20 protein-coding genes are annotated in these 24,487 nt (G+C 68.2%); 11 read left to right on the top strand and 9 right to left on the bottom strand.

Translation table 11 applies throughout. The features are described 5' to 3' along the window. Positions 1 to 90 precede the first annotated feature (90 nt). Together AC3RCE_RS06670 and AC3RCE_RS06665 are read right to left on the bottom strand one after the other, a co-directional pair. Positions 91 to 3,018, bottom strand: coding sequence for an aconitate hydratase (locus AC3RCE_RS06670; RefSeq protein WP_369641780.1), 2,928 nt, complete (start codon positions 3,016 to 3,018; stop codon positions 91 to 93). Between the two features lie 218 nt (positions 3,019 to 3,236). Then, positions 3,237 to 3,767 (bottom strand): hypothetical protein, encoded by a 531-nt coding sequence (locus tag AC3RCE_RS06665; RefSeq protein WP_492254768.1) that lies wholly within the window; start codon positions 3,765 to 3,767, stop codon positions 3,237 to 3,239. On the opposite strand from AC3RCE_RS06665, the gene AC3RCE_RS06660 reads away from it, so the two are divergent. Further along, positions 3,766 to 4,647: a helix-turn-helix domain-containing protein gene (locus tag AC3RCE_RS06660; RefSeq protein ID WP_492254767.1), complete on the top strand. Its 882-nt coding sequence runs from the start codon at positions 3,766 to 3,768 to the stop codon at positions 4,645 to 4,647. The genes AC3RCE_RS06665 and AC3RCE_RS06660 overlap by 2 nt on opposite strands. A gap of 257 nt (positions 4,648 to 4,904) precedes the next feature. Here the strand turns inward: AC3RCE_RS06660 and AC3RCE_RS06655 are convergent, their stop codons facing one another. Together AC3RCE_RS06655 and AC3RCE_RS06650 are read right to left on the bottom strand one after the other, a co-directional pair. Further along, positions 4,905 to 5,213 carry an H-NS histone family protein gene (locus AC3RCE_RS06655; protein WP_218294417.1) on the bottom strand — a complete coding sequence of 103 codons (309 nt, stop codon included), beginning with the start codon at positions 5,211 to 5,213 and terminating at the stop codon, positions 4,905 to 4,907. A 157-nt stretch (positions 5,214 to 5,370) separates the two neighbouring features. After that, on the bottom strand, positions 5,371 to 6,678 hold the full coding sequence (locus AC3RCE_RS06650) for a hemolysin family protein (protein WP_218293647.1): 1,308 nt from the start codon (positions 6,676 to 6,678) through the stop codon (positions 5,371 to 5,373). A gap of 24 nt (positions 6,679 to 6,702) precedes the next feature. On the opposite strand from AC3RCE_RS06650, the gene AC3RCE_RS06645 reads away from it, so the two are divergent. Further along, positions 6,703 to 7,545, top strand: coding sequence for a symmetrical bis(5'-nucleosyl)-tetraphosphatase (locus tag AC3RCE_RS06645; RefSeq protein ID WP_369641778.1), 843 nt, complete (start codon positions 6,703 to 6,705; stop codon positions 7,543 to 7,545). Positions 7,546 to 7,553: 8 nt separating this feature from the next. Here the strand turns inward: AC3RCE_RS06645 and AC3RCE_RS06640 are convergent, their stop codons facing one another. Together AC3RCE_RS06640 and AC3RCE_RS06635 are read right to left on the bottom strand one after the other, a co-directional pair. After that, entirely contained in the window at positions 7,554 to 8,600 is a 1,047-nt protein-coding gene (locus AC3RCE_RS06640; protein ID WP_492245839.1) for an FAD:protein FMN transferase, read from the bottom strand. A gap of 11 nt (positions 8,601 to 8,611) precedes the next feature. Next, a complete protein-coding gene (locus tag AC3RCE_RS06635) occupies positions 8,612 to 9,028 on the bottom strand; it encodes a c-type cytochrome (RefSeq protein WP_218293645.1) in 417 nt (138 codons plus the stop codon). Positions 9,029 to 9,259: 231 nt separating this feature from the next. Here AC3RCE_RS06635 and AC3RCE_RS06630 point away from each other — a divergent pair, with 231 nt between their 5' ends. The 8 genes from AC3RCE_RS06630 to AC3RCE_RS06595 all read left to right on the top strand — a co-directional run bounded on the left by AC3RCE_RS06630 (position 9,260) and on the right by AC3RCE_RS06595 (position 18,701). Beyond that, the gene (locus AC3RCE_RS06630) at positions 9,260 to 9,616 is read left to right on the top strand and encodes a hypothetical protein (protein WP_218293644.1); all 357 of its coding nucleotides are present in this window, start codon (positions 9,260 to 9,262) and stop codon (positions 9,614 to 9,616) included. Between the two features lie 23 nt (positions 9,617 to 9,639). Next, on the top strand, positions 9,640 to 11,565 hold the full coding sequence (nosZ, locus tag AC3RCE_RS06625) for a TAT-dependent nitrous-oxide reductase (protein WP_218341441.1): 1,926 nt from the start codon (positions 9,640 to 9,642) through the stop codon (positions 11,563 to 11,565). A 217-nt stretch (positions 11,566 to 11,782) separates the two neighbouring features. Continuing rightward, positions 11,783 to 14,404 carry a 4Fe-4S binding protein gene (locus AC3RCE_RS06620; RefSeq protein ID WP_492254766.1) on the top strand — a complete coding sequence of 874 codons (2,622 nt, stop codon included), beginning with the start codon at positions 11,783 to 11,785 and terminating at the stop codon, positions 14,402 to 14,404. Continuing rightward, positions 14,404 to 15,690: a nitrous oxide reductase family maturation protein NosD gene (locus AC3RCE_RS06615; RefSeq protein WP_492254765.1), complete on the top strand. Its 1,287-nt coding sequence runs from the start codon at positions 14,404 to 14,406 to the stop codon at positions 15,688 to 15,690. The genes AC3RCE_RS06620 and AC3RCE_RS06615 overlap by 1 nt, the downstream gene beginning before the upstream one ends. Further along, positions 15,665 to 16,609 (top strand): ABC transporter ATP-binding protein, encoded by a 945-nt coding sequence (locus tag AC3RCE_RS06610; RefSeq protein WP_492254764.1) that lies wholly within the window; start codon positions 15,665 to 15,667, stop codon positions 16,607 to 16,609. The genes AC3RCE_RS06615 and AC3RCE_RS06610 overlap by 26 nt, the downstream gene beginning before the upstream one ends. A 2-nt stretch (positions 16,610 to 16,611) precedes the next feature. Next, positions 16,612 to 17,427, top strand: a complete 816-nt coding sequence (locus AC3RCE_RS06605) for an ABC transporter permease (RefSeq protein ID WP_010461614.1) — start codon at positions 16,612 to 16,614, stop codon at positions 17,425 to 17,427. Beyond that, positions 17,424 to 18,005: a nitrous oxide reductase accessory protein NosL gene (locus AC3RCE_RS06600; RefSeq protein WP_492254763.1), complete on the top strand. Its 582-nt coding sequence runs from the start codon at positions 17,424 to 17,426 to the stop codon at positions 18,003 to 18,005. The genes AC3RCE_RS06605 and AC3RCE_RS06600 overlap by 4 nt, the downstream gene beginning before the upstream one ends. Positions 18,006 to 18,077: 72 nt before the next feature. Further along, on the top strand, positions 18,078 to 18,701 hold the full coding sequence (locus AC3RCE_RS06595) for a nitrous oxide reductase accessory protein NosL (RefSeq protein WP_492255361.1): 624 nt from the start codon (positions 18,078 to 18,080) through the stop codon (positions 18,699 to 18,701). 76 nt (positions 18,702 to 18,777) lie between these two features. On the opposite strand, the gene AC3RCE_RS06590 is transcribed toward AC3RCE_RS06595, so the two are convergent. The 3 genes from AC3RCE_RS06590 to ypfJ all read right to left on the bottom strand — a co-directional run bounded on the left by AC3RCE_RS06590 (position 18,778) and on the right by ypfJ (position 23,591). After that, positions 18,778 to 20,286 carry a DEAD/DEAH box helicase gene (locus AC3RCE_RS06590; RefSeq protein ID WP_218293638.1) on the bottom strand — a complete coding sequence of 503 codons (1,509 nt, stop codon included), beginning with the start codon at positions 20,284 to 20,286 and terminating at the stop codon, positions 18,778 to 18,780. 161 nt (positions 20,287 to 20,447) lie between these two features. Next, positions 20,448 to 22,643, bottom strand: a complete 2,196-nt coding sequence (locus AC3RCE_RS06585; RefSeq protein ID WP_255591720.1) for a SulP family inorganic anion transporter — start codon at positions 22,641 to 22,643, stop codon at positions 20,448 to 20,450. A 72-nt stretch (positions 22,644 to 22,715) separates the two neighbouring features. Continuing rightward, on the bottom strand, positions 22,716 to 23,591 hold the full coding sequence (gene ypfJ, locus AC3RCE_RS06580; protein ID WP_218293637.1) for a KPN_02809 family neutral zinc metallopeptidase: 876 nt from the start codon (positions 23,589 to 23,591) through the stop codon (positions 22,716 to 22,718). Between the two features lie 155 nt (positions 23,592 to 23,746). Here ypfJ and pcp point away from each other — a divergent pair, with 155 nt between their 5' ends. Continuing rightward, complete coding sequence (gene pcp / locus AC3RCE_RS06575) at positions 23,747 to 24,424, top strand: pyroglutamyl-peptidase I (protein WP_218341447.1); 678 nt, start codon at positions 23,747 to 23,749, stop codon at positions 24,422 to 24,424. Positions 24,425 to 24,487: the final 63 nt, after the last annotated feature.

Genomic DNA, 24,487 nt, shown 5'->3' with positions numbered 1-24,487 from the left:
ACATTCTTTACGGTCTCCCTGGCACACGGCTGACTGGGCGCGCGGCCCCCGGGGCGCGGCGCCGCAGCGCCGGCCACCCCCGCATCATCTTCAGCCGGCCAGCAGCTGGCGCAGCACAAAGGGCAGGATGCCCCCCGCCTGGTAGTAGTCCACCTCGATCGGCGTGTCGATGCGCAGCGTGACCGTGACCTCCTGGCGCGAGCCGTCCGCGCGGCGGATGACGAGCTGCGCATCGCTTTGCGGGGTGAGCGCGGGGTCCGGCACCACATCGATCACCTCGCTGCCGGTGAGCCCCAGCGTCTCCCACGACTCGCCCGCCCGGAACTGCAGGGGCAGCACGCCCATGCCCACTAGGTTGGAGCGGTGGATGCGCTCGAAGCTGCGCGCCACCACGGCCTTGATGCCCAGCAGCTGCGTGCCCTTGGCCGCCCAGTCGCGGCTGGAGCCCGTGCCGTATTCCTCGCCGGCGAAGATGACCGTGGGGGTGCGCTGGGCGATGTACTGCATGGCGGCGTCGAAGATGAACATCTTCTCGCCTTGCAGCGCGCCCTCGTTCTGGAACACCGTGACGCCGCCCTCCTCGCGGGAGCCGTCGGCCGTGGGGGCAATCATGAGGTTCTTGATGCGCACGTTGGCGAAGGTGCCGCGCATCATCACGTCATGGTTGCCGCGCCGCGCGCCATAGCTGTTGAAGTCCTGCTTCATCACGCCGTGCTGCAGCAGCCACTGGCCCGCGGGCGAGCTTTCCTTGATGGAACCGGCGGGCGAGATGTGGTCGGTGGTGATGGAGTCGCCGAACAGCGCCATGATGCGCGCACCCAGCACGGACGGAAGCTTTGCGTCATTTTGGCCGCCAGCGCTTGATGCATCTGCGCTGGCAGCTCCTTTTTCGAGAGCAAACTGGGCAAAAAACGGCGGCTCGGCGATGTAGGTGCTGGCGGGCCAGGTGTAGGCATTGCCGCCCACGCCCTTGATCTTTTCCCAGAGCTTGCCGGGGTCGGAGCCCACCTTGGCGTAGTTCTCGCGGAAGGCCTTGCCGTTCATCGCGAACTTCATCAGCTGGTGGATCTCGTCGCTGGTCGGCCAGATGTCGCCCAGGTAGACGTCGCGCCCGCCCTTGCCCTTGCCGACGGGCTCGGTCATCAGGTCCTTGAGCACGGTGCCCGCGATGGCGTAGGCCACCACCAGCGGCGGGCTGGCCAGGAAGTTGGCCTTGAGGTTGGGGTGGATGCGCGCCTCGAAGTTGCGGTTGCCCGAGAGCACGGCCGCGCACACGAGGTCGTTGCTGGTGATGGCCTCATTCAGCTCGGGCGTGAGGTCGCCCGCATTGCCGATGCAGGTCGTGCAGCCGTAGCCGGCGAGCGCGAAGCCCAGCTTTTCCAGGTAGGGCAGCAGGCCGGTCTGCGTGAGGTATTCAGTGACGATGCGCGAGCCGGGCGCCAGCGATGTCTTGATGTGCGGCTTGACCTTGAGCCCCGCCTCCACCGCCTTCTTGGCCAGCAGGCCCGCGGCCAGCAGCACGCTGGGGTTGCTGGTGTTGGTGCAGCTGGTGATGGCGGCGATCAGCACGTCGCCGTTGCCCAGGGTCACGTCGCCAGCGCGGCTGGCCTGCTGGGCGGGCACCTCGGCGTGCGCGGCGGCCAGGGTGGGCTTGTTGTGCTCCATCTCCACCACGAAGCGCGGCGCGCCGGAAGGCAGGGGCTTCTCGGCGGGTGCGCTCACCTCGGCCGGCGCATCGGACGGGCGCACATGGTGGCGGGTGTGCAGCAGCTCGGCCGGGCGGTTGAAGCCGTTTTGCGCGATGGGCTTGCTGAACAGGTCGGCGAACTGGCTGCAGACCTTGCCCAGCTCGATGCGGTCCTGGGGGCGCTTGGGGCCCGCCAGGCTGGGCGTGACGTCGCCCAGGTTCAGCCGCACGACCTGCGAGTAGTCGATCTCGCCCGCCAGCGGCACGCCGAACAGGCCCTGGGCCTTGAAGTACGCCTCGAAGGCCTCGATCTCGCCCTTGGTGCGGCCCGTGCCCTGGAAGTAGTCGATGGTCTTTTCATCCACCGGGAAGAAGCCCATGGTGGCGCCGTACTCGGGCGCCATGTTCCCGATGGTGGCGCGGTCGGGCAGCGACAGCGTGCGCGTGCCCTCGCCAAAGAACTCCACGAACTTGCCCACCACCTTGTGCTGGCGCAGGATCTCGGTCACCGTGAGCACGAGGTCGGTGGCCGTCACGCCCTCGCGCAGCTGGCCCGTGAGCTCGAAGCCCACCACGTCGGGCGTGAGGAAATACACCGGCTGGCCCAGCATGGCGGCCTCGGCCTCGATGCCGCCCACGCCCCAGCCCACCACGCCGATGCCGTTGATCATGGTGGTATGGCTGTCGGTGCCCACCAGGGTGTCGGGGTAGTAGACGCCGTCCTTGCGCTTGTGCACGCCGCGCGCCAGGTATTCGAGGTTCACCTGGTGCACGATGCCAAAGCCCGGAGGCACCACGCCGAAGGTGTCGAACGCCTGCATGCCCCATTTCATGAACTCGTAGCGCTCGCGGTTGCGCTGGAACTCGAGCTTCATGTTCAGGTCGAGCGAATTCTTCTTGCCGTAGTGGTCGATCATGATCGAGTGGTCCACCACCAGGTCCACGGGCACCAGCGGCTCGATCTTCTTGGGGTTCTTGCCCAGCTTCACGGCCACGCTGCGCATGGCGGCCAGGTCGGCCAGCAGCGGCACGCCGGTGAAGTCCTGCAGCACCACGCGCGAGACCACAAAGGGAATCTCGTCCTTGCGGTCTGCCTTGGGCACCCAGTGGGCCAACTCCTTGACATGCTCGGCGGTCACCTTGCGGCCATCGCAGTTGCGCAGCACCGATTCGAGCACGATGCGAATCGACACGGGCAGGCGGTGGATCTGGGGAAACTGCCGGGCCAGCGCGGGCAGGGAGTAGAACTGGCCCTCCTTGCCGGACGCTGTCCTGAAACTCTTGAGGGTGTTGGCAAACGCGTGACGGGCGGGCTTGGGCGATGAGGCCATGGCGAACTCCTGTGAAAGGCAACAAGGCCTATTCTGGCAGTCCTGCGTGACGGTGCAATCGTGGGGCTATGCGGGCCGCCGGGCTCCGGTGCCGGTGCGGCGCAGGCCGGGGCTCCGGCCCACGCCGCCGCCGCATGGCAAATGAATCAAGAATGCCCCTGGAGCTTGCGTGACAAGCGCCAGGGGCTATTAATTCAAGAGCAAAAGATGAATACCCGTCAAGCGGTGGCCCATGCGGGCAGGCGGCGCACGCCCATCCACTGCAGTTCGGCCAGCAGGGCGACGGACACCACGTGCACCAGCAGATAGGCCTGGCCCAGCAGGGTGGGCGCGGCCGCGGAGCCCAGCAGCAGCGCCAGGCTGGCCAGCGCCCAGGCGAAGTTGCCAACGATCAGCACCCACAGCCAGCCACGGGGCATGGGCTCGGACCGCGCGATGGCGGTGGCCAGGGCGGCGTAGCCCAGCAGCAGCACGCCCGAGGCCTGCAGCAGCCCCGGCGCGAGGCCCAGCCACCCGGCCAGCGGCGCCGTCAGCAGCAGGTGCATGGCACCGAGCAGCACACCGGTGGAGGCATCGAACCAGACCACGGCGCGCAGGAATCGGGGGGAAGACATCAGGTTGAACATGGAAGACTCCTTGGTGGGTAAAAAAATGAAGAACAGGCCTGCATCGTTCCCGTCCCGGTGCACCGCGTCGATGACCTGGGAGGTAATGGCCTGCACGCTCTTTCCCCCTAGGATGTGGCCCATGACCTCCACATCCCCCCCTTCGCACCGCCCTGTGCGCCCCAGCCTGCCGCACCGCGCGCCGCCGCCGGGGCCCGCATCGTTTGGCGACCATCTGCGCACCTGGCGCCAGCAGCGGCACCTGAGCCAGCTGGAACTGGCCGACGAGGCCGACATCTCCACGCGGCATGTGAGCTTCATGGAAACCGGACGCACCAACCCGAGCCGCGACATGGTGCTGCGCCTGTGCGAACGGCTGGCCATCCCGCTGCGCGAGCGCAATGCCCTGCTCGTGGCGGCCGGCTACGCGCCGATGTACCGTGAGCGCGCACTGGACGACCCCGCCCTCGCGGCGGCGCGCCAGGCCGTCGAGCTGGTGCTCAAGGGGCACGAACCCTGCCCCGCCATCGCGCTCGACCGCTGCTGGAACGTGGTGGCGGCGAACCAGGCCGCCCAGGCCCTGCTGGCCTCGCACGTGAGCCCGGAACTGCTCGCGCCCCCGATCAACGTGTTTCGCCTGAGCCTGCATCCCCAGGGCCTGGCCCCCCGCATCGCCAATCTGCCGCAATGGCGGGCCCACCTGTTTGAACGCCTGCGCCAGCAAATACAGGCCACCGCCGACCCGGCGCTGATCGCCCTGCAGGCCGAGTTACAGGAATATCCCGCGCCGCAGGCACCGGGCGCGCCGGTTCTGGCGGGTGAAATGCTGGGCGTGGTAATGCCGTTCTGCTTTGAAAGCGTGCACGGAATGCTCTCGCTCATCAGCACGACCACGATATTTGGCACCCCGGTGGACGTGACCCTGCAGGAACTGGCCGTGGAATCATTCTTTCCGGCCGACGATTTCACGGCGGAGGTTTTGCGCAAGGTGGCCTCGCAACCACATCCGCAGGAACCCGCGTGATACCAATGGGCTCGAAGGGCCTTCAGCGGCCGCGAGCCCATAAAAAATCCCTGCCCCGCCGCCGCTGCCCCAAGAGGCCCCGGGGTACCCGGGCTCATTCGCTGAATGCACGAAGTAAATGGCGCATAAAAAAGCCCGCGGGTGCGGGCTTTATTTTCTGTGCGATGGCTGTGCAGCCATGCCGTACCGGGCCTTCAGGCGAATCAGGCCATCCGATATGCCTGAAGAATTCCTGGCGGCAGCGGTTTGCCGCCTTTTTAAATGGCAAACTTCTCGCGGCTCTCGTTTTGAATCCACTTGGGCGCCTTGCCACGGCCCGTCCAGGTTTCGCCCGTGGCGGGATTGCGGTACTTGGGAGCCACCTTGGTGCCAGCGGTGGAGCTGCGCCCCGTGGCCTTGCCAGCGGCCTTGCCCGCGGGAAACACGTCCTGGGCGGTCAAGCCATATTCGGCCACCAGGGAACGAACCTGGGACACCGCGTCCGACAATTCACGCCGGCGGGCCTCGCTGATTTGTTGCTCAAGGGCTTCGCGCTGCTTCAACAGTTCTTTATAGCTGGTGGTCATGGTGTCAGGGTTCAGGGTGGAGGAAAGTGTGACGGATGAATTATATGAATAATCTGCCGCCTTTGCCATCCGCCTCTTCAAATTCATGGAATTTCCATATTACCCGCCATGCCCATAATGAATGGCACCCGGCGGCGGGGTATTGGTGCCGGGCCTTTCAGAGACTGGAGGCGGCCGGTGGCTCCGGCTGCGCCAATACCTTGTCGATGCGCTTGCCGTCGAGCTCGAGCACTTCAAATATCCATCCGGCGCAGCCGATTCTCTCGCCAATGGCAGGCAAATGTCCGGTTTCCGCCATCAAAAGGCCGGCCAAAGTGTTATAGCGCCCCCGCCCTTCACCGGGTAAATCCCGAATATCCAGCCGCGCCTTGAGCTCGGCCACCGGCACCAGGCCGTCGAGCAGCCAGGTGCCATCGCCCCGCGCGGTGGCCCATGCGTCCGTGGCCGCGCCCGGCTGCAATTCGCCGGTAATGGCTTCGAGTAAATCGCGCGGGGTCATGATGCCCTGCACCACGCCATATTCATCGACCACAAACACCATGCGCCCCGAGCGCGCGCGAAACTGCTCCAGCAGCTCCATGCCGCTCAGCGTTTCCGGAAGGAAAGCCGCGGGCTGCGCATGGCGCTCGAGCAGCCCCTGCGCCTGCGGGCCGAGTTCGAGAAGGCGCGCCACGCTCAGGAGCCCCACCACCTCATCCAGCGAGCCCCGGCACACCGGATACCAGGAATGCGCTCCCTGCTCCCCGCCGCTGCCGGCCATGCGCAACCCCTCGGCCACCGTCAGTCCGGCATCCAGCCAGGCCACGTCGCTGCGGGGCACCATGAGCGAGGTGAGCGGCCGGTCATCGAGCCGGAACACGTTGCGCACCATCTGGTGCTCATGGTGCTCGATCACCCCGGCATCGCGGCCCTCTTCCAGGCTGGCCACGATCTCCTCCTCGGTGACGGCGCGCCCCGCCGCGTTGTCCACGCGCATCAGCGCCAGCACGCCCTGCGTCGAGAGCGAGAGCAGCCGCACGAATGGCTTGGCCACCTTCGCCACCCAGGCCATGGGGCGCGCGACCACCCGGGACACAGTTTCCGGATAAAGCTGGCCGATGCGCTTGGGCACCAGCTCGCCAAACACGATGGTGATGAAGGTGATGACCGTCACCACCAGCGCGGTGGCCGCGATGCCGGCGGGGCGGGCGGGCATTCCGGCCTCCTGCAGCCAGATACCCAGGCCGTCGCTGAAGGCCGCCTCGCCAATGATGCCGTTGAGCATGCCGATGGACGTGATGCCCACCTGGACGGACGAGAGGAACTGCGTGGGGTTGTCCAGCAGCGCCAGGGCCGCCTGCGCGCCCTTGTCACCGGCCTCGGCCATGGTGGCCAGGCGCGACTTGCGGCTGGACGCCAGGGCGAGTTCAGACATCGCGAACACGCCATTGAGCAAGGTCAGCAGCGCGATCAGCAGAAAATCCATGCTTCACCGGATAAGAAACACACCATGGCACTTTACTGTATCGGGGACATTCAGGGCTGCGACAGCGCCCTCGGGCACCTGCTCGACGTGATCGGCTTTTCGCCCAGCCGCGACACCGTCTACCTGCTGGGCGACCTCGTCAACCGGGGGCCGGACTCCGCCGCGGTCCTGCGCCGCTGCATGGCCCAGGGCGACGCCCTGCGCTGCCTGCTGGGCAACCACGACCTGCACCTGCTGGCCGCCGCACACGGCGCGCGCAAGCCCTCGCGGCGCGACACGCTGGGCACCGTGCTGGACGCCCCCGACCGCGCTGCGTTGCTTGACTGGGTGCGCCAGCAGCCACTGGCCCGTGCCCACACGCATGCCGGGCAGGCGCTGCTGATGGTGCATGCGGGCGTGCTGCCCGCCTGGTCTGCCGCAGATACCCTGGGATACGCGGATGAAGTGCACGCGGTATTGCGCGGCCCCGATCTGCCCGGTTTTTTGCACGCGATGTACGGCAACACCCCCGACCAGTGGCGGGACGACCTGACAGGCGCTGACCGCCTGCGCGTGATCGTGAACGCGCTCACCCGGCTGCGCTTTTGCTCGGCCGACGGCGTGATGGATTTCGAAAGCACCGAAAGCGCGGATGCCGCACCGCCCGGCCTGATGCCCTGGTTCGACGTGCCGGGCCGGCGCACTGCGGGCACGCTGGTGGCCTTCGGCCACTGGTCCACGCTGGGCTGGCTCCACCGCAACGATCTGCTGGGGCTGGACACGGGCTGCGTGTGGGGCGGCTGCCTGAGCGCCGTGCGCTTTGGCGCGACGCTGGCGGAGCGCGAACTGCTGCAGGTGCACTGCGAGCAGGCCCAGGCCCCGGGCTGAATGCACCCTCAGGACGGCACGGGCTCCAGCAGGGCCGACATGGCCGCCGACTGCCAGACCCCGCCGTCCTGCCCGGCGATCAGCACGGCCAGCCCCGGCATGCGCTGCGCCAGTGCCCTGCCCGCCTGCGGGCCCCGCACCATCAGCGCGGCGCCCAGGCCGTTGACGGCCGCCACATCCCGCGCCACCAGGCTCACGCCATGCACGCCCGATGACGGGCGGCCGGTGCGCGGATTGAGCACATGGTGCTGGCGCCGGCCTTCGTGGAAGAAGAAACGTTCATAGTCGCCCGACGAGGCCACCACACCGGTGCCCGCCACGGCCACCACGCCCAGCAGATGCTCCGGGGAACGCGGGTCGCGCAGCCCCACGCGCCAGGGCCGGCCCTGCCACAACCCCTGGGTCAGCACATCGCCGCCGCCGTTGATCATGGCGTTCTCGACCCCCTCGGAGCGCAGCATGTTCATGCCGGCTTCCAGGATCGGGAGCTTGGCGATGCCGCCCAGGTCCAGCGCCATGCCCTGACGGGCCAGGAAGGCCGTGCCTGCGGCCCCATCCAGCACCAGGCCGCGCGCATCCACCAGCGGCAGCTGCCGCGCGATCTCGCTGGCGCCGGGCACCACCTTGTCGCCGGGACCAAAGTTCCAGGATTTGAAAGCCCCCACGGTCACATCAAAGGCCCCACGGCTCATCGCCGACACGCGCTGCGCGCCCTGCAGCACCGCCATGACTTCGGGTGGCACCGCCACGGGCATGATGCCCGCCGCGAGGTTGATGCGGCTGACCACGCTGCGGGGCTGGTAGCGGCTCATGAGCGCCTCCAGCCTCTGCATCTCCGCATAGGCCCGGTCCATGGCCTGGCGCAGCAGCGCGCGGTCAACGCCCTCCACCGCCATGTCCACCTGCGTGCCCATCAGGGGCCGCGAGCTGCGTTCAGACAACCCCCGTCCACCTGCGGCCGCTCCCGCACTCCAGACCGCGCCGCCCAGCAAGGGCAGCGCCATCACCAGGCGGCGGCGCGACAGGCCGTGGGGACGCACAGATGCTTGCTGCATGGCGCCTCCGGTCAGAGCGACTTGTCGGCCATGAAGTCCACGGCGGCCTTGACCTCGGCATCGGTCAGGTTGGCGGAGCCCCCCTTGGCGGGCATCATGCCCTTGGCCCCGGTAAAGCCCTCGATCGCATGCTTGTACAGCGTGTCCTTGCCCTGGGCGATGCGCGGACCCCAGTCGGCCTTGTCGCCCGGCTTGGGGGCACCGGCCACGCCAGCGGCATGGCACATGGCGCAGGTCTTGCCAAACACGCTCTTGCCCAGTTCGTTCTCTGCGGCGGCCGGGGCGGCAGGGGCCGCCGCGGGCGCGGGGGCCGGTGCCGCCGTGGCAGCGGGGGCCGCGGCCGGGGCGGGCTCCGGCTTCTTGTCGCCACAGCCGGCCAGCAGCGCAGCCAGGATCGCCACGGCGACCATCACGGTTTTCTTTTGCATCGCATACATCCTGTTCTTCGTCATTGAAACAACCAGTCCAAAGAGCCCGTGGCCCCGCGCGAAACGCGTCCACGGTGCAACCTGAAAGCAGCCCTGCGGGCCATGCCCGGGCCCTCTTCAGGCTGGCGTATTGACTGTAGGTGCAAGAGGCAGTTTTGGGCAGGTGCGGGCCCCGCCGAAGCATGATCCAGATCAAATTGATTCATATTATGTGAATCTATTATCCAGGCCATGCAAGATCACCACGCCCTCCGATCACTGCGCCTGTGGGTGCTGGCGTGGTTCGTCATGGCGCTCGGTGCCGCGGTGGCCTCGCCCATGCTGCAGCCACAGGCCGTCGAACTCATCTGCGCGGGCAGTGGCGGCGCCCAGCTTTTCCTGCGGACCGCCGACGGGCTGGTCTCCACCGACTCCGCCGGCATGCAATGCCCGCTGTGCCTGGCCGCCGACGCGCCGCCCGTGGCACCCGCCGCCGCACAGGCCTTCACGGCCCCGCCCGATGGCACGCCCCGCGCGCCCCTGCGCCGCTGCATGGCCGCCAGCGCACGGACCCACCCGCCCGCCCGGGCGCCCCCCTTTTTCAACTGAGCCATCCCAAAAGAGGAAAAACCATGAACGAGAGAAAAGACAGTCCGCAACCCGCCGCCGGCATGGGCCGACGCAGCTTCATCAACACGGCGGCCCTGGTCGGATTGACCGCCGGCGTCGCCGCCTGCACCGAAAAGCCCAATGCGGCCACCCCCGCGGCACCCGCTCCGGCCGCGTCCGCGGCAGGCCATGCCGGCACCGGCGCGAACCCGCACCTCAAGCCCGGCGAGCTGGACACGTACTACGGCCTGTGGAGCGGTGGCCACACCGGCGACATGCGCGTGCTGGGCCTGCCCTCGGGCCGCGAGATCACACGCATCCCCTGTTTCGTGCCCGACGCGCTCGTGGGCTGGGGCGTGACCAACGAGAGCAAGAAGATCATGGGCACCAAGCCCGATGGCAGCCTGAAGTACACGGTGGCCGACACCCACCACACGCACGCCTCGTACAAGGACGGCAACTACGACGGCCGCTACGCCTGGATCAACGACAAGATCAACAGCCGCATCGCGCGCATCCGCCTTGACTATTTCATCTGCGACAAGATCACCGAGCTGCCCAACGTGCAGGGCTTCCACGGCATCTTCCCGGACAAGGCCGACCCGGTGGACCCGGCCATCAACTACACCACGCGCGTGTTCTGCGGCGGTGAATTCGCCATTCCCATGCCCAACACCGGCACGGAAGATTCGAGCAAGTACCGCTCCATGTTCAGCTGCGTCGATGCAGAAACGATGGAAGTGCGCTGGCAAGTGCTGATCGACGGCAACTGCGACCTGGTCGCCACGTCGTACGACGGCAAGCTCGCGGCCACCAACCAGTACAACGTGGAGATGGGCGCGAAGTACGAGGACATGATGGCCGCCGAACGCGACGCCTGCCTGTTCTTCAACGTGGGCCGCATCGAGGCCGCCGTGAAGGCTGGCAAGTTCAAGACCATCGGCACCAGCAAGGTGCCCGTGGTGGACGGCACCCACGAGGCGAACAAGGACCCCAAGACGGCGCTCACCGCGTACGTGTCGGTGCCCAAGAACCCGCACGGCGTGAACGCCAGCCCCGATGGCAAGTACTTCATCTGCGCCGGCAAGCTCTCGCCCACCGGCACCGTGATCGAGCTGGCCAAGGTGCTGGACTACTTCGACGGCAAGCTCGAAAAGCTGGACTCCGCCATCGTGGCCGAGGTGGAGCTGGGCCTGGGTCCGCTGCACACCGCCTTCGACGGCCGTGGCAATGCCTACACCACGCTCTTCCTGGACAGCCAGGTCGTAAAGTGGAACGTGGAGGCCGCCATCAAGTTCCACGCGGGCGACAAGACCGCCAAGTACGTGGTGGACCGCCTCGATGTGCAATACCAGCCGGGCCACTTGAACGCCTCGCAGTCCGAGACCAAGGCCGCCGACGGCAAGTTCCTGGCCGTGGGCTGCAAGTTCTCCAAGGACCGCTTCCTGCCCGTGGGCCCGCTGCACCCCGAGAACGAGCAGCTCATCGACATCTCGGGCGAGAAAATGGTGCTGATGGCCGACCACCCCGTGCGCGGCGAGCCGCATGACTTCATCATCTTCAAGCGCGACCTGGTACGCCCCAAGCAGGTCTACACGCTCGACGAGTTCCCGCTGGCCGTCAAGGACCCCAAGGAGTCCGGCGTGTTCCGCAACGGCAAGAAGGTCACCGTGAAGATGACTTCGCAAGCCCCGGCCTTCAGCCTGCGCGAGTTCAAGCTCAAGAAGGGTGACGAGGTCACGCTGATCCTGACCAACCTGGACAAGATCGAAGACCTGACGCACGGCTTCGCGATCCCGAACTACAACGTGAACTTCATCGTGAATCCGCTGGAGACCGCGTCCGTGTCCTTCGTGGCCGACAAGCCCGGTGTGTTCTGGTGCTACTGCACGCACTTCTGCCATGCACTCCACCTGGAGATGCGCACGCGGATGATTGTGGAAGCTTGATTCGGAGCATCCCCCTGAGGCGCTGCGCGCCTTCCCCCTTCTCTCTGCGCGCTTCGCGCTCCGGGAAGGGGGACGATGCACTCGCTGCGGGGCGGCCCTTGCTCTGCATCCCTGGTCTGGGGGCGCGCCAGTTGCGTCGATGGCGCCCCATTTTTATGCCAAATGTTGCTCTATCGCTTTATCAATAAGCGCTAGCAGCTATCAAAAAGATAGTCCCATGATTTCCCTTCGTCGGCAGTTCGCCACGCTTCTTCTGGTCTTGTTGGCAGCACTTTGGCTGGCGCCGCGCGCGCATGCTGCGGCAGGCGCCTACGAGGCCGAGCTGCCTGCGGAACTCGCTACCGCGCGCGACATGTGCGCGCTGGTGCCGTGCAAGGACGTGTTTCCCGGCGCCAGTCATTTTTCTGAACGCAAGGGCCAGCCGCCCTATGTGGAGGCCTACGACAACAACAGTGCCCAGAAAAAGCTGCTGGGCTATGTGATGCTGTCCACCGACATCACGGACACCCCCGCCTACTCGGGCAAGCCCGTGGTCACGCTGATCGGCATGGACAAGGAGGGCCGCTTCGTGGGCGTGAAGGTGCTCAAGCATTCCGAGCCCATCCTGCTGCTGGGCATTCCGGAATCCGCGCTGCTCAAGTTCAACGCCCAGTACCTGGGCAAGTCGGTGGCCGACAAGATCGAGGTGGGCCAGTCGCGCCCCGATGAAAACGTGCTGGGCCTCGACGCCATCTCCGGCGCCACCGTCACCGTGATCGCACAGAACCAGGTCATGATGGCCTCGGGCTCGGCCGTGGCGCGGCAGGTGGGCATCCTCGCGCCCACGGTGCGCGAGCCGGCCCGCTATGCGGAAACCGGCAAGCGCCTGAGCTGGGCCGAGCTGGTGCAGCAACGCACCGTACAGCGCCTGCGGGTGGCGCCCGAACAGGTGGGGCTGGACAAGGGCCCCGACCCGTTCATCGAGCTGTGGTTTGGCGACCTGAACCACCCCGACCTGGGCAGGAGCCTGCTGGGCGAGAACGGCTGGAACAACCTGCGCCTGCAGCTCAAGGAGGGCGAACACGCCTTCTTCATCATCCGCACCGGCGGCAAGGAATCGTTCAAGGGCTCGGGCTTCGTGCGCGGCGGCATCTACGACCGCGTGCAGGTGCGCCAGGGGGCGGATTCGTTCACCTTCCGCGATCTGGATGCGCTCAACCTGTACGGCATCGAGGCCGCAGGCGCGCCCAGCTACAACGAGTCGGTCATCTTCATCATCCGCTCACCCGCGTTCTCGGCCGCCTATCCGTGGAAGCTGAGCTTTCTGGGCAACCGCGTGGACCGTGCCACGGGCGCGCGCAGCTTCACCAGCTTCGACACGCCCTACTGGCTGCCCGCCGCCACGCTGCAAGGCGGGCGCCCCACCCTCGACGAGCCCGACGCCCCCTGGGTGCGCGTGTGGAAGTCGCGCGCGGTCGAGATCGCGCTGTTCGCCGTGCTGCTGGTCGCCGTCACCGTGGTGTATGCCCTGCGCGAGAAGCTCACGCGCCTGTCCACCCACAAGAACAAGTGGCCCGTCAACGCCTTCAAGTACAGCTTCTGGGCCCTCAGCATTGGCTGGATCGGCTTTGGCGCCATGGCGCAGCCCTCCATCACGCAGGTGCTGACCTGGTTCCATTCGCTGCTGTTCCAGTGGACCTGGTCGCTGTTCCTGTCCGACCCGTTCATCTTCCTGTTCTGGATCTTCATCATCGTCACGGTGTTCCTGTTCGGGCGCGGGTTGTTCTGCGGCTGGATGTGCCCGTTTGGCTCGCTGCAGGAGGGCATCTACAAGATCGCGCGCGCGGTGGGCCTCAAGCGCTTTCAGACCCAGCTGCCGCAAAAGTGGCACGACCGGCTCAAGTGGATCAAGTACGCGGTGTTCTTCGGGTTGCTAGTGGTTTCGATGTTCTCGATGGGACTGGCCGAAAAGCTGGCCGAGGTGGAGCCGTTCAAGACCACCTTCCTCGTCGGTGTGCTGAACCGCGCCTGGCCCTACAGCCTGTTTGTGGCGGCCATCCTGGGCGTTTCGATCTTCATCGAGCGGCCCTACTGCAAATACATCTGCCCACTGGGCGCCTCGCTGGCCATGCCCAGCACGTTCCGCTGGTTTGGCCTCAAGCGCAAGCAGGACTGCAACAGCTGCAAGGCCTGCGCCGTGGGCTGCGGCGCCCAGGCCATCGACGCCGATGGCCGCATCGACCACCGCGAATGCCTGCACTGCCTCGACTGCATGATTCTCTACACCGACACCAAGGGCTGCCCGCCCCTGGCCAAGGAGCGCAAACGCCGCGAAAAGGACGGCCTGGAAATCACGCCCATCGGCAAGAACGGCTATTTCATCCCGATCCACCCCGCCACGGTGCAGGACCAGATCTCGGCCAAGGCCGCCAAGGGGCCCGACCCGCGCATGCCCACAACGCCTGCACACCCCGCCCACAAGGCTGGAAGCCAAGGCCTGCGCTGGATCTGGCTGGAGCTGGTGGACCACCTGTGGCCCTGGAGCCGCGAAGGCTGGGCATCAGGCCGTGGCCTGCAGATCGCGGGCTTCTCGCTGGCCGTGGCCGCCAGCGTGGCCTGGGTGATGACCGCCCTGGGCACGTTGTCGTCGGGCGCCATCATCGGCTGGTGGTTTGGCTGGAGCGTGTACGAGGTGCTGATCCGCCTGTCGGGCAAGCGCTATGTGAAGGACGGCCCCTGGTGGCAGGGCCAGTACCGCCGGGCGGGCGTGATGGACATGCTGAGCTATGTGGGCTTCAAGAACCTGCTGATCGGCGCAGCACTCTTCCTGGCCATCAAGGCCGTGGTGGGATTGGCGTGATGAAGCCCTCCCTTGCCGCAACCGCATTCACCGCATGCGTGGCGCTGGCTGCGTGTCTGCTGGCCCTGCCCGCCCACGCTGCCACCGTGTTGGTGCGCCCCGGCCAGGACCTGCAGGCCGCCATCATGGCTGCGGCGCCAGGCGACACGGTGGAGGTGCAGCGGGGCTTCTACCACGTGAACCTGCGCATCGACAAGGCCCTGACCCTGCGCGGCATCGACCGCCCCACGCTCACCGGCGGGCAGGCGGGCGACACCATCCGCGTCACCGCACCTGACGTGGTGATCGAAGGCCTGATCGTGCGCGACTCGGGCACCAGCCTCAAGGACCAGAACGCGGGCATCTACATCTACCCCGGTGCACACCGCGCCGTGGTGCGCCACAACGACCTCACCTACAACCTGTTCGGCCTGTGGATCGAGAAGGCCAACGATGTACAGGTGCTGCACAACACCATCACCGGCCTGCGCGATGTGAACTCGTCGCAGCGCGGCAACGGCGTACAGCTGTACAACACCACGGGCGCACGCATCGAGGGCAATCACATCAGCTTTGTGCGCGACGCGCTGTATGTGGACGTGTCGCACCACGCGGTGTTTCGCGGCAACCGGCTGCACCACAGCCGCTACGGCACGCACTACATGAACTCCTACTACAACCTGTGGGAGGACAACGATACCTACCTCAACCGTGGCGGCCTGGCGCTGATGGAGGTGCGCGACCAGGTGGTGCGCAACAACCGCGCCTGGGGCAACAGCGACCACGGCATCATGCTGCGCACCCTGCAGGACTCGGTGATCGAGAACAACGTGGTGGCCGAAAACGCCCGAGGCTTCTTCATCTACGACGTGGAGTACATCACCCTGCGCGGCAACCTGGTGACCCGCAACACGGTGGGCGTGCACCTGTCGGCCGGCTCCAAAAACAACAAGGTCGAAGGCAACGACTTCATCGGCAACCGCGAGCAGGTGCGCTATGTGGGCGCCCGCGACGAGCGCTGGGGCACCGAGGGCGGCAACCACTGGAGCAACTACCTGGGCTGGGACCGCGACGGCAACGGCGTGGGCGACGTGCCCTACGAGGCCAACGACATGGTGGACCGCCTGACCTGGCGCCACCCCGCCATCAAGCTGCTGCTGGCCAGCCCTGCCGTGCAGGCGCTGCGCCTGGTGGGCCAGCAGTTTCCGGTGCTGCGCGTGCCCACCGTGGTGGACCCAAAACCCCGCATGCAACCGAACCAACCCCAACGGAATTTTCAGCGTGACACGCAACCCTCCCCCCATTGACCTGAGCGAGCCCCCCGCCATCGAGGTGCGGGGCGCGCACAAGCATTACGGCGCACTGCACGCCGTGGACGGCATCGACCTGCGCATCGCGCGCGGCGAGATCTTTGGCCTCATCGGCCACAACGGCGCGGGCAAGAGCACGCTGTTCAAGATGATCCTGGGCCTCACGCCCGCCACCTCGGGCGAGATCCGGGTGGGCGGCGCCACGGTGCAGGGCCGCGACTTTCGCGCCGCCCGCCGCCACCTGGGCTACCTGCCCGAGAACGTGGTGCTCTACGACAACCTGAACGGGCTGGAAACGCTGCGTTTCTTCGCCCGCCTCAAGGGTGCGCCCCTCACGCAATGCCCCGCGCTGCTGGAACGCGTGGGCCTGGCCCACGCGGGCAACCGCGCCGTGCGCGAATACTCCAAGGGCATGCGCCAGCGCCTGGGGTTTGCACAGGCCCTGCTGGGCGAGCCCCGGGTGCTGCTGCTCGACGAGCCCACCAACGGCCTGGACCCGCAGGCCATCCGCGACTTCTACGCCACGCTGCGCGGGCTGCAGGCGGGTGGCGTGACCATCGTCATCACCTCGCACATCCTGGCCGAACTGCAGGAGCGCGTGGACCGCCTGGCCATCCTGGCCTCCGGCAAGCTGCAGGCCCTGGGCAGCGTGCAGGCGCTGCGCGAGCAGGCGCACATGCCGCTGACCATCCACCTCACGCTGGCCGCGGCCGACCGGCCTGCCGCGCTGGGACTGCTCGCTGCCGTGCCCGGCGTCACCGGGACGGAAACGCCGGAAGGCCTGCACGTGGACTGCCCGCGCGGCAGCAAGATGGCCGTGCTGGGTGCGCTGGCCCCGCTGGGCGCCGCGCTGCAGGACCTGCAGATCCAGGAGCCCTCGCTGGAGGATGTGTACTTCGACCTGCGCAAGGGCTAGCCATGGAATTCCAACAAATCTTCACCATCGCGGGCAAAGAGTTCCGCGACCGCATGCGCAACCGCTGGGTGCTGGCCGTGGCACTGGTGTTCACCGTGTTCTCGCTGGCCATCGCCTACTTTGGCGGCGCGCAGCAGGGCACGGTGGGCTTTCGTTCCATCGAATTCACCATCGCCAGCCTGGTCAGCCTGGTCATCTACCTCATCCCGCTGATCGCGCTGCTGCTGGGCTTCGACGCCATCGTGGGCGAGCGCGAGCGCGGCTCGCTCGACCTGCTGCTGTCATTGCCCATCACGCGGCTGGAGCTGCTGCTGGGCAAGTACCTGGGGCTGGCGGCGGCGCTCACGCTCTCGACGCTGGCGGGGTTCGGTCTGGTGGCGGTGCTGCTGGTGCGGCAGTTCAGCGGGGCTGCGCTGTTCCACTACGGCGGCTTCATGATCAGCTCGGTGCTGCTGGGGCTGGCGTTCCTGAGCATGGCGGTGCTGCTCTCGGTGCTCACGCACGAGCGCACACGCGCCTCGGGCCTGGCGATTGCCGCCTGGTTCTTTTTTGTGCTGGTGTTCGACCTGCTGCTGCTGGGCGCCCTGGTGGCCACGGGCGGCAGCGTCGGCGGCGAGGCCATGGCCTACCTGCTGCTGCTCAACCCGGCCGACGTTTTCCGCATCCTCAACGTGTTCTCGCTCGACGACGTGCGCACCCTGTACGGCCTGACCAGCATCGTGCCCCCCGCCCTGGCCAAGCCATGGCTGATGGGCGCGGTGATGGCGGGCTGGATCGTGGTGCCGCTGGGCCTGGCGAGCTGGAGATTCAAGCCATGACGAAAAAAACCCACAACCAATATCAATGCGCCTGCGCCACGCGGCGCCAACTGCTGGGCTGGGCGGCCCTCGCATCGCTGGGCACGCTCACCGGCCTCGCGGGCCTGACCGGCTGCAGCCAGGCGGACAACAGCGCGCAGTCCCTGCAGCCCGTGGAGATCGACCGCACCACCAGCTGCGAACTCGACGGCATGCTGCTCGCCGACTACCCTGGCCCCAAGGCGCAGGTGCGTTTCGCGGGGCAGGACAGGCCCTCGTTCTTTTGCGACACGGTGGAGCTTTTCAGCACCCTGCTGGCCGGCGAGCAGGTGCGCGCCGTGCAGGCCGTGTATGTGCAGGACATGGGCCAGGCCGACTGGAATGCCCCGCAGGGCCACTGGATCGACGGCAAGACCGCCCTCTACGTGGTGGGCGGCAAGCGCCACGGCTCCATGGGCCCCACCATCGGCAGCTTCGCGCAAGAGGCCGACGCGAAGAAGTTCGCCGCCGAATACGGCGGCAAGGTGCTGCGCTTTGCCGAGATCACGCCCGCCATGGTGGACCTGAGCGGCGGGGCACTGCACGACACGCGGATGTAGGCGATGCAGCCCCCCATGCCCCCACGGCCGGCCCCCTCGGCCCGCGCCCCGTCCCGCGCGCCCACGCGGCGCATGGCGCTGGCGGCGGTGCTGCTGGGCACCGCCAGCCTGGGGGCCTGGCAATGGCCCCCGAGGTGGCGCCGCGCCCCGGCGGCAGCCGCCGATGCCGCGATGGTGGGCGACGATGTGTGCGTGGTGGCCCCGACGACGCCGTACGACCCCGCGCTGGGCCAGCCGCCGCAGGCCGCTCGCGAAGTGCCCCCCGAGGCACGCTGCCCCGTGTGCGGCATGTTCCCGGCCCGCGCGCGCGACTGGGCGGCGCAGGTCATTTTTGCGGACGGGGACGCCCAGTTCCTGGATTCGCCCCTGAGCCTGATGATGTACCTGGGCAACGTGGGCCACTATGCGCGTGGGCGCACGGCGCAGGCCATCGTGGCCCGCTACGTCACCGATGCGGACACCGGCGCGTGGCTGGATGCCCGGCAGGCGCTGTATGTCCATGGATCTTCCGCGCGAGGGCCCATGCGCGCGGGCAACCTGCCGGCCTTTGCCGACGCTGCCGCGGCGCAGCACTTTGCGCAGCGGCGTGGTGGGCGGGTCTTGGGGTTCAGCGCCATCGACGCGGCGCTGCTGCGGTCATTGGCCCCGGGCAGGCGGCAGGACCACGCCGTCCATGCAGGCCCACCGCAGCCGTAGCCACGATCTCAATGCACTATCAAAAATAGAGCATCCAGCGCTTGCTCATCAAGCGCCAGCGGCCAATTTCACCCAATTATTGTGCCGACGTCTCGGTCTGCGGCTGAACTGCCTTGAACAGCGCGGCCACCTTGCGCTTGGGCTTGATGTTGGCCGACACGCTGCTGCGCGGCGCCGACTTGGCGGCTTCCCAGGCAGGGGCCGCATCGGCGGCGGTGCTGGCCTCGTACGGTTTCTCGAAGAAGGGATCGCGCGAAGCGACCGCAGGACGGAAGCCCCGGTGCTGCTCGCGTGTCTCGCGGGATTCGCGGCCGCCACGGTGGTCGCGCTCACGTTCACGCTCGCGGCGGGGGCCCGCCGAGATCGCATCGCGCCCGTCGCCCGTCTCGCCCGCTTCGCGCCAGGCGCGGCGGCCGTCGTTGATGCGGCCACGCGGCTGGTCTTCCTCGTATTCGATGGCTTCGAGTTCGATCTTTTTCTTGATCAGCTTCTCGATGTCGGCCACCAGGCGGGCATCGCTGCCCGACACCAGCGTGACCGCCAGGCCCGAGGCGCCCGCACGGCCCGTGCGGCCAATGCGGTGCACGTAGTCTTCGGCGTTGAACGGCACGTCGAAGTTGAACACCGCCGGCACGTCCTTGATGTCGAGGCCGCGGGCGGCCACGTCGGTGCACACCAGCAGGTCCACTTCACCCTTCTTGAACGCTTCCAGGGCCTTCAGGCGCTCGTCCTGGCTCTTGTCGCCGTGCAGCGCGGCCGTCTTGAGGCCTTCGCGCTCCAGGCTGCGCGCCAGGCGGGCACAGCCGAGCTTGCTGTTCACGAAGATGAAGGCCTGCTTCAAGCCCCGGGTCTTGAGGACCTGGTGGATGGCGCGGCGCTTGTCGTCGTCGTTGGCGCTGTAGAAGCGCTGCTCCACCGTGGAGGCCGTCTCATTCGGGCGGGCCACCTCGATGGTGACGGGGTTCTGCAGGTAGCTGCCGGCCAGGCGCTTGATCTCGGGCGAGAACGTGGCGCTGAACAAGAGCGTGGTGCGCTGCTTGGGCAGGTAGGACAGGATGCGCTGCAGGTCGGGCAGGAAACCGATGTCCAGCATGCGGTCGGCCTCGTCGAGCACCACGTACTCGACCTGGTTGAGCACCGCGTTCTTGGCCTCGATGTGGTCGAGCAGTCGGCCCGGCGTGGCCACCAGCACTTCGACGCCCTTCTTGAGCTCGATGGTCTGCGGCTTCATGTCCATGCCGCCGAACACCACGGTGCTGCGCAGCTTGGTGTACTTGGCGTACAGCGCGATCTGCTGGGCGACCTGGTCGGCCAGCTCCCGCGTGGGCAGCAGCACCAGCGCACGCACGGGGTGGCGGGCGGGAGAGGTGGAACTGCTCTCGTGCTTGAGCAGGCGTTGCAGCAGGGGCAGCGAGAACGCCGCCGTCTTGCCGGTGCCGGTCTGGGCCGCGCCCATCACGTCCTGGCCGGTGAGCACCACCGGAATGGCCTGCGCCTGGATAGGCGTCATGGACTCGTAGCCCATTTCGGCCACGGCGCGCGCCAGCGGCTCGGCCAGCGATAGATTGGAAAAGGAACTTGTCATTTAGCCCTCTATTGTCGCACCGGTGGCCCAAAATGCCATTTTTAGCGTTTTGGCGGCACGTCGGCAGCCGTGGTGCAGGGCACGCACGACGGCCATTCACTATGTTTTTGATAGCTGCCAGCGCATAAGGGACAAGCGCTGCATGCCATCTGGACGGAAAACTACTCCAGCACCGCCCGCAGCTGGCGGGTGGTGGCCGCCAGGCGCCTCGCCCCGATCTGGGCGAGGTTATTCATCACCGTGAGCGCCGCCTCCGGGTACTGGCGGGCCCACGCGTCGAAATGCGCGCGGGACAGGCGCACCAGGTGTGCGCTGCCCCGCTCGGCCCCGGCGCTGGCGCTGCGGGCCGCCCCATTGAGGAACGCCATCTCGCCAAATGCCATGCCCGGACCGACGGTGGCCAGGCGCAGCCCCTTTTCCGGGGGCCACTGCGTGACCAGGGTGATGTGGCCCGACTGCACCACGAGCAGGTCGTGGTCGGTGTCGCCCGCATTGAAGACCACGCCGCGTGCCGGCACCGTCTCGCGCTCGAGCAAGGCCAGCAGGGCGTCGCTCGCCGCGCGCGGCACGCCTTCCCCGATCTCGCCCAGCAGGTCCCGGGCGGGATGGGCCGGGCGCTGCTCGATGGGCCGCTGCGACAGGATGCCGGCCTCCGCCCATTCCAGGGCCCGGTCCACATCGGAAAAGGAGCGCACATGGTCCCTGGCCTGTTCGGCGGCCAGGGGGTCCAGCGCCGCCACGGCCGCCGCGATGCCCTGGTGGCCCAGGTCGCGCACCAGGGCGCGCAGCTGCGCGAGCGCGGTGCTGTCCCACGCGGGCACGCGCCCCGCATCGAGAATCACCCACCGGTGGCGCGGCTGCAGCAGCAAACGCACCTGCTCGGCCAGGTGGGCGGCCACGCCAAACGACATCACTCCCTGCAGCTCAAAGACGGCGATCTGGTTCATGCGCGGAACGAGCCAGGTGTCGGACCCGGCCCGGCGCAGGCGGCGCGAGCGCAGTTCGCCATCGAGCCGCACATGCCGCAGCACCTTGGCGGCCGAGTCGTGCAGCAGCACGAACGTGGCCACGACCAGGCCCGCCACCAGCGCGCCCACGCCGCCCATGACGGCGAACACCAGCGCCACCAGCCAGCTCTGCGCCCAGGTCACGCGCGAGCTGCGCGCATAGCGCAGCGACCACATGAGGCCAGGCACCTGCAGCAGCCCCGCCAGCACCAGGCCTCCCGCCAGGCAGGCCATGGGCACCCAGTGCAGCCACCATGCGCCCGTGGCGGCCACGCCCAGCATGATCGCCGCATGCCACCGCGGCGCGTCGCGCGAGGCCCCGGCCTGCGCCAGCACGATGCGCGAACGCGATGCGCTGGTCGATGCGGGGATCATTCCGGCCAGGCCGCACAGCGCTCCGAGCAGGCTCTCGCGGCGCAGGGCCAGGTTGGCATTGCCGCGCAGCCCGTGCTCCAGTTCCAGCTCCTGGTTGAACACCAGGATCTCCAGGCTGTTGACCAGGGCCATCAGCAAGGCCAGCACGACCAGCGCCGAGCCCTCCTGCTGGGCCAGCGCCATCCAGGGGATGCCCGTCCAGTCGGGCCACAGCGGCCCGGCGAAGCTGCTGGGCTGCACGGCGGGTGCGAACACGGCCCCCAGGCCGCCGCCCCACAGCCCGGCCAGCGCCACCCCCAGCGTGACCAGGACCACCGCGGACAGCAGGCCCGGCGAACGGGGCCAGCGGTGGCGCAGCGCCCAGGCGATGGCCACCACGGCCGCGGCCGCCAGCGCATGCCAGCCGGTGCGCGCGTCCCACAGCGCGTCGGGCCCCGCGCCAAACCCATTGCGCACCTGGCCCACCACCATGGACAAGCCCACCCCCGCGGCGAAGCCGTGGGTCACCGAGATCGGCAGGAACCGCGCCACGGAAGCGAGCCGCAATACACCCAGCAGCCACTGGAACACGAAGGCCAGCCCCACCGTCGCCCCGCTCACGGCCAGCACCTGGCGCGCGCTCAGGCCCAGCGCGGGGGCCGCGCCGTGGGCGGTGGCCAGCACCGCCGCGAACAGCAGCGCGACCACGGTGGTGGGCGCATACACCACGCCGGCGCGCGGCGCGGCCAGCGTGAGCAGCAGCCCCGGCAGCGCGGCGGACCACAGCGCCAGTGCCGCCAGCGGGTAGTCGCCCGCCAGCGGTGCGAACGCCAGCAGGCCCAGCCCCACCGCATGGGGCACCGTGACCGCCGCGGCCGACCATGCCGCCGCGACCCCCGAGGAGGGCGGCTGCGGCAGGGGCCCGGCCACCCCGCTGCTGGCGCCGCCGGAGGGACCGTGGGTCGAAGCCGTCGAAGACAAGGCGGTGGCGGACATGGCAACCGTGTTTTTTCTCAGGGCTTGCGGGCCGCCGGACACCGGGTGCAACCCGCCGCGGCGGCCAGCGCGCTACAGGCTGCGGGCCGAGAAGGTGTCGCAGGCCTTGACGCTGCCGTTTTGGAGCCCGTTGTTGAACCAGCGCTGGCGCTGGGCGCTGGTGCCATGGGTAAAGCTCTCGGGGACCACCGCGCCGCCGCTCGAGCGCTGCAGCGCATCGTCGCCAATCTTGGCGGCCGCGTTCATGGCCTCCTCCACATCGCCCTGCTCCAGGATCTGGCGCGCGTTCTGCGCATGGTGGGCCCACACGCCCGCGAAGCAGTCGGCCTGCAGTTCCAGGCGCACCGACAGCGCGTTGTATTCCGTCTTGCTCACGCGCCCGCGCATCTGGTCCACCTTGCCGCTGATGCCCAGCTGGTTCTGCACGTGGTGGCCCACCTCATGCGCGATCACGTAGGCCTGCGCGAAATCGCCCGGGGCGCCCAGGCGGCTCTTGAGGGTCTCGTAGAAACCGAGATCGATGTAGACCTTCTGGTCGGCCGGGCAATAGAACGGCCCCATGGCCGCCTGGCCCGTGCCGCAGGCCGTGGGCGTGGCTCCGCGAAACAGCACCAGGCGCGGTTCCTGGTAGCTGCCGCCGCCCTGGCGGAACACGGCCTTCCACACGTCCTCGGTATCGGCCAGCACGGTCGAGACAAAACGGGCCATGGTGTCATCCGCCGGCGGGCGCTGGGCGGGCCCCTGCGACTGCACCTGCGCGGGGGGGCCGCCACCGCTGAGCAGCCCCAGGATGGTCAGCGGGTTGATGCCCAGCACCCAGCCGCCCACGAGGGCGATGACGATGGTGCCGATGCCGATGCTGCGTCCGCCAAAAACCGGCGATCCGCCGCCGCCTTCGCCGCGGCGGTCCTCCACGTTGTCCGATTCGCGATTGCCTTCCCATTTCATACCGTATCTCCAGCGCCCTCGCCCTGCGGAAGGCATTGCCGCCATATTACGCGCCCGGCAGGAACTCCAAGGGCAGATTACGATGGCCTGCCTGTCCGCGCCCCGCGGGCATGCTCCACCATCGACCTGGCCCACAACCCGCCCGCACTCCCTCCATGCTCCACGACGCATCGCACTACGCCCCCCTCGCGGGTGGGGTGATCCTGCTCACCGGGTTCGACCCTTTCGGGGGCGACGCCCTGAACCCCAGCTGGCTCATCGCCGAGGCCCTGCACGGGCAGCACATCGCCGGCCACCGCGTGGTGGCCGCGCAACTGCCGACCGTGTTCGGGGAATCGCTGCAGCAGTTGCGGGCCTTGGCCGAGGCCCACCGGCCCGCGCTGATCGTCTGCCTGGGCCAGGCGGGCGGGCGCGGCGCGCTGTCGCTGGAACGGGTGGGCATCAACATCAACGATGCCCGCATTCCCGACAACGCCGGCCGCCAGCCCGTCGACACGCCCGTGGTGCCCGGCGGCCCCGCCGCCTACTTCGCGAGCCTGCCCGTCAAGGCCATGCTGCGCGCCGTGCAACGCGCGGGGGTGCCCTGCGAGGTGTCGCAGACGGCGGGCACCTTTGTCTGCAACCATGTGCTGTACGGGCTGATGCACATGCTGCAGGCGCAGGACGCGGACCTTCCGGGCACCCGCGGCGGCTTCGTGCACGTGCCCTGGCTGCCAGGCCAGGGCACGCCCCACCTGGCGCTGCGGGAGATGGTGCGCGGCATCCATGCCGCCCTGTGGGCCGCCATGCTGGTCCGCCACGACATCGCGCTGGGCGCCGGCGCCACGCACTGACTGAATGCCGGTCTCCGCACCACGGGCTTGCCCGCTTCCCCGGCACCATGGCCCTGTATAAAG

It is taken from the genome of Acidovorax sp. GW823-FHT05D11, assembly GCF_058795695.1.
This window is presented reverse-complemented; position numbering and strand designations above follow the sequence as displayed.

Excerpts from the sequence above, each read along its gene's own strand:
- AC3RCE_RS06590 (WP_218293638.1), bottom strand. The coding sequence starts at position 20,286 with ATGACAAGTTCCTTTTCCAATCTATCGCTGGCCGAGCCGCTGGCGCGC.
- AC3RCE_RS06645 (WP_369641778.1), top strand. The coding sequence starts at position 6,703 with ATGGCACTTTACTGTATCGGGGACATTCAGGGCTGCGACAGCGCCCTC.
- AC3RCE_RS06670 (WP_369641780.1), bottom strand. The coding sequence starts at position 3,018 with ATGGCCTCATCGCCCAAGCCCGCCCGTCACGCGTTTGCCAACACCCTC.
- nosZ (WP_218341441.1), top strand. The coding sequence starts at position 9,640 with ATGAACGAGAGAAAAGACAGTCCGCAACCCGCCGCCGGCATGGGCCGA.
- AC3RCE_RS06615 (WP_492254765.1), top strand. The coding sequence starts at position 14,404 with ATGAAGCCCTCCCTTGCCGCAACCGCATTCACCGCATGCGTGGCGCTG.
- AC3RCE_RS06660 (WP_492254767.1), top strand. The coding sequence starts at position 3,766 with ATGACCTCCACATCCCCCCCTTCGCACCGCCCTGTGCGCCCCAGCCTG.
- AC3RCE_RS06630 (WP_218293644.1), top strand. The coding sequence starts at position 9,260 with ATGCAAGATCACCACGCCCTCCGATCACTGCGCCTGTGGGTGCTGGCG.
- AC3RCE_RS06650 (WP_218293647.1), bottom strand. The coding sequence starts at position 6,678 with ATGGATTTTCTGCTGATCGCGCTGCTGACCTTGCTCAATGGCGTGTTC.
- AC3RCE_RS06605 (WP_010461614.1), top strand. The coding sequence starts at position 16,612 with ATGGAATTCCAACAAATCTTCACCATCGCGGGCAAAGAGTTCCGCGAC.
- pcp (WP_218341447.1), top strand. The coding sequence starts at position 23,747 with ATGCTCCACGACGCATCGCACTACGCCCCCCTCGCGGGTGGGGTGATC.
- ypfJ (WP_218293637.1), bottom strand. The coding sequence starts at position 23,591 with ATGAAATGGGAAGGCAATCGCGAATCGGACAACGTGGAGGACCGCCGC.
- AC3RCE_RS06665 (WP_492254768.1), bottom strand. The coding sequence starts at position 3,767 with ATGGGCCACATCCTAGGGGGAAAGAGCGTGCAGGCCATTACCTCCCAG.
- AC3RCE_RS06595 (WP_492255361.1), top strand. The coding sequence starts at position 18,078 with ATGGCGCTGGCGGCGGTGCTGCTGGGCACCGCCAGCCTGGGGGCCTGG.
- AC3RCE_RS06655 (WP_218294417.1), bottom strand. The coding sequence starts at position 5,213 with ATGACCACCAGCTATAAAGAACTGTTGAAGCAGCGCGAAGCCCTTGAG.
- AC3RCE_RS06640 (WP_492245839.1), bottom strand. The coding sequence starts at position 8,600 with ATGCAGCAAGCATCTGTGCGTCCCCACGGCCTGTCGCGCCGCCGCCTG.
- AC3RCE_RS06585 (WP_255591720.1), bottom strand. The coding sequence starts at position 22,643 with ATGTCCGCCACCGCCTTGTCTTCGACGGCTTCGACCCACGGTCCCTCC.
- AC3RCE_RS06620 (WP_492254766.1), top strand. The coding sequence starts at position 11,783 with ATGATTTCCCTTCGTCGGCAGTTCGCCACGCTTCTTCTGGTCTTGTTG.
- AC3RCE_RS06600 (WP_492254763.1), top strand. The coding sequence starts at position 17,424 with ATGACGAAAAAAACCCACAACCAATATCAATGCGCCTGCGCCACGCGG.
- AC3RCE_RS06635 (WP_218293645.1), bottom strand. The coding sequence starts at position 9,028 with ATGCAAAAGAAAACCGTGATGGTCGCCGTGGCGATCCTGGCTGCGCTG.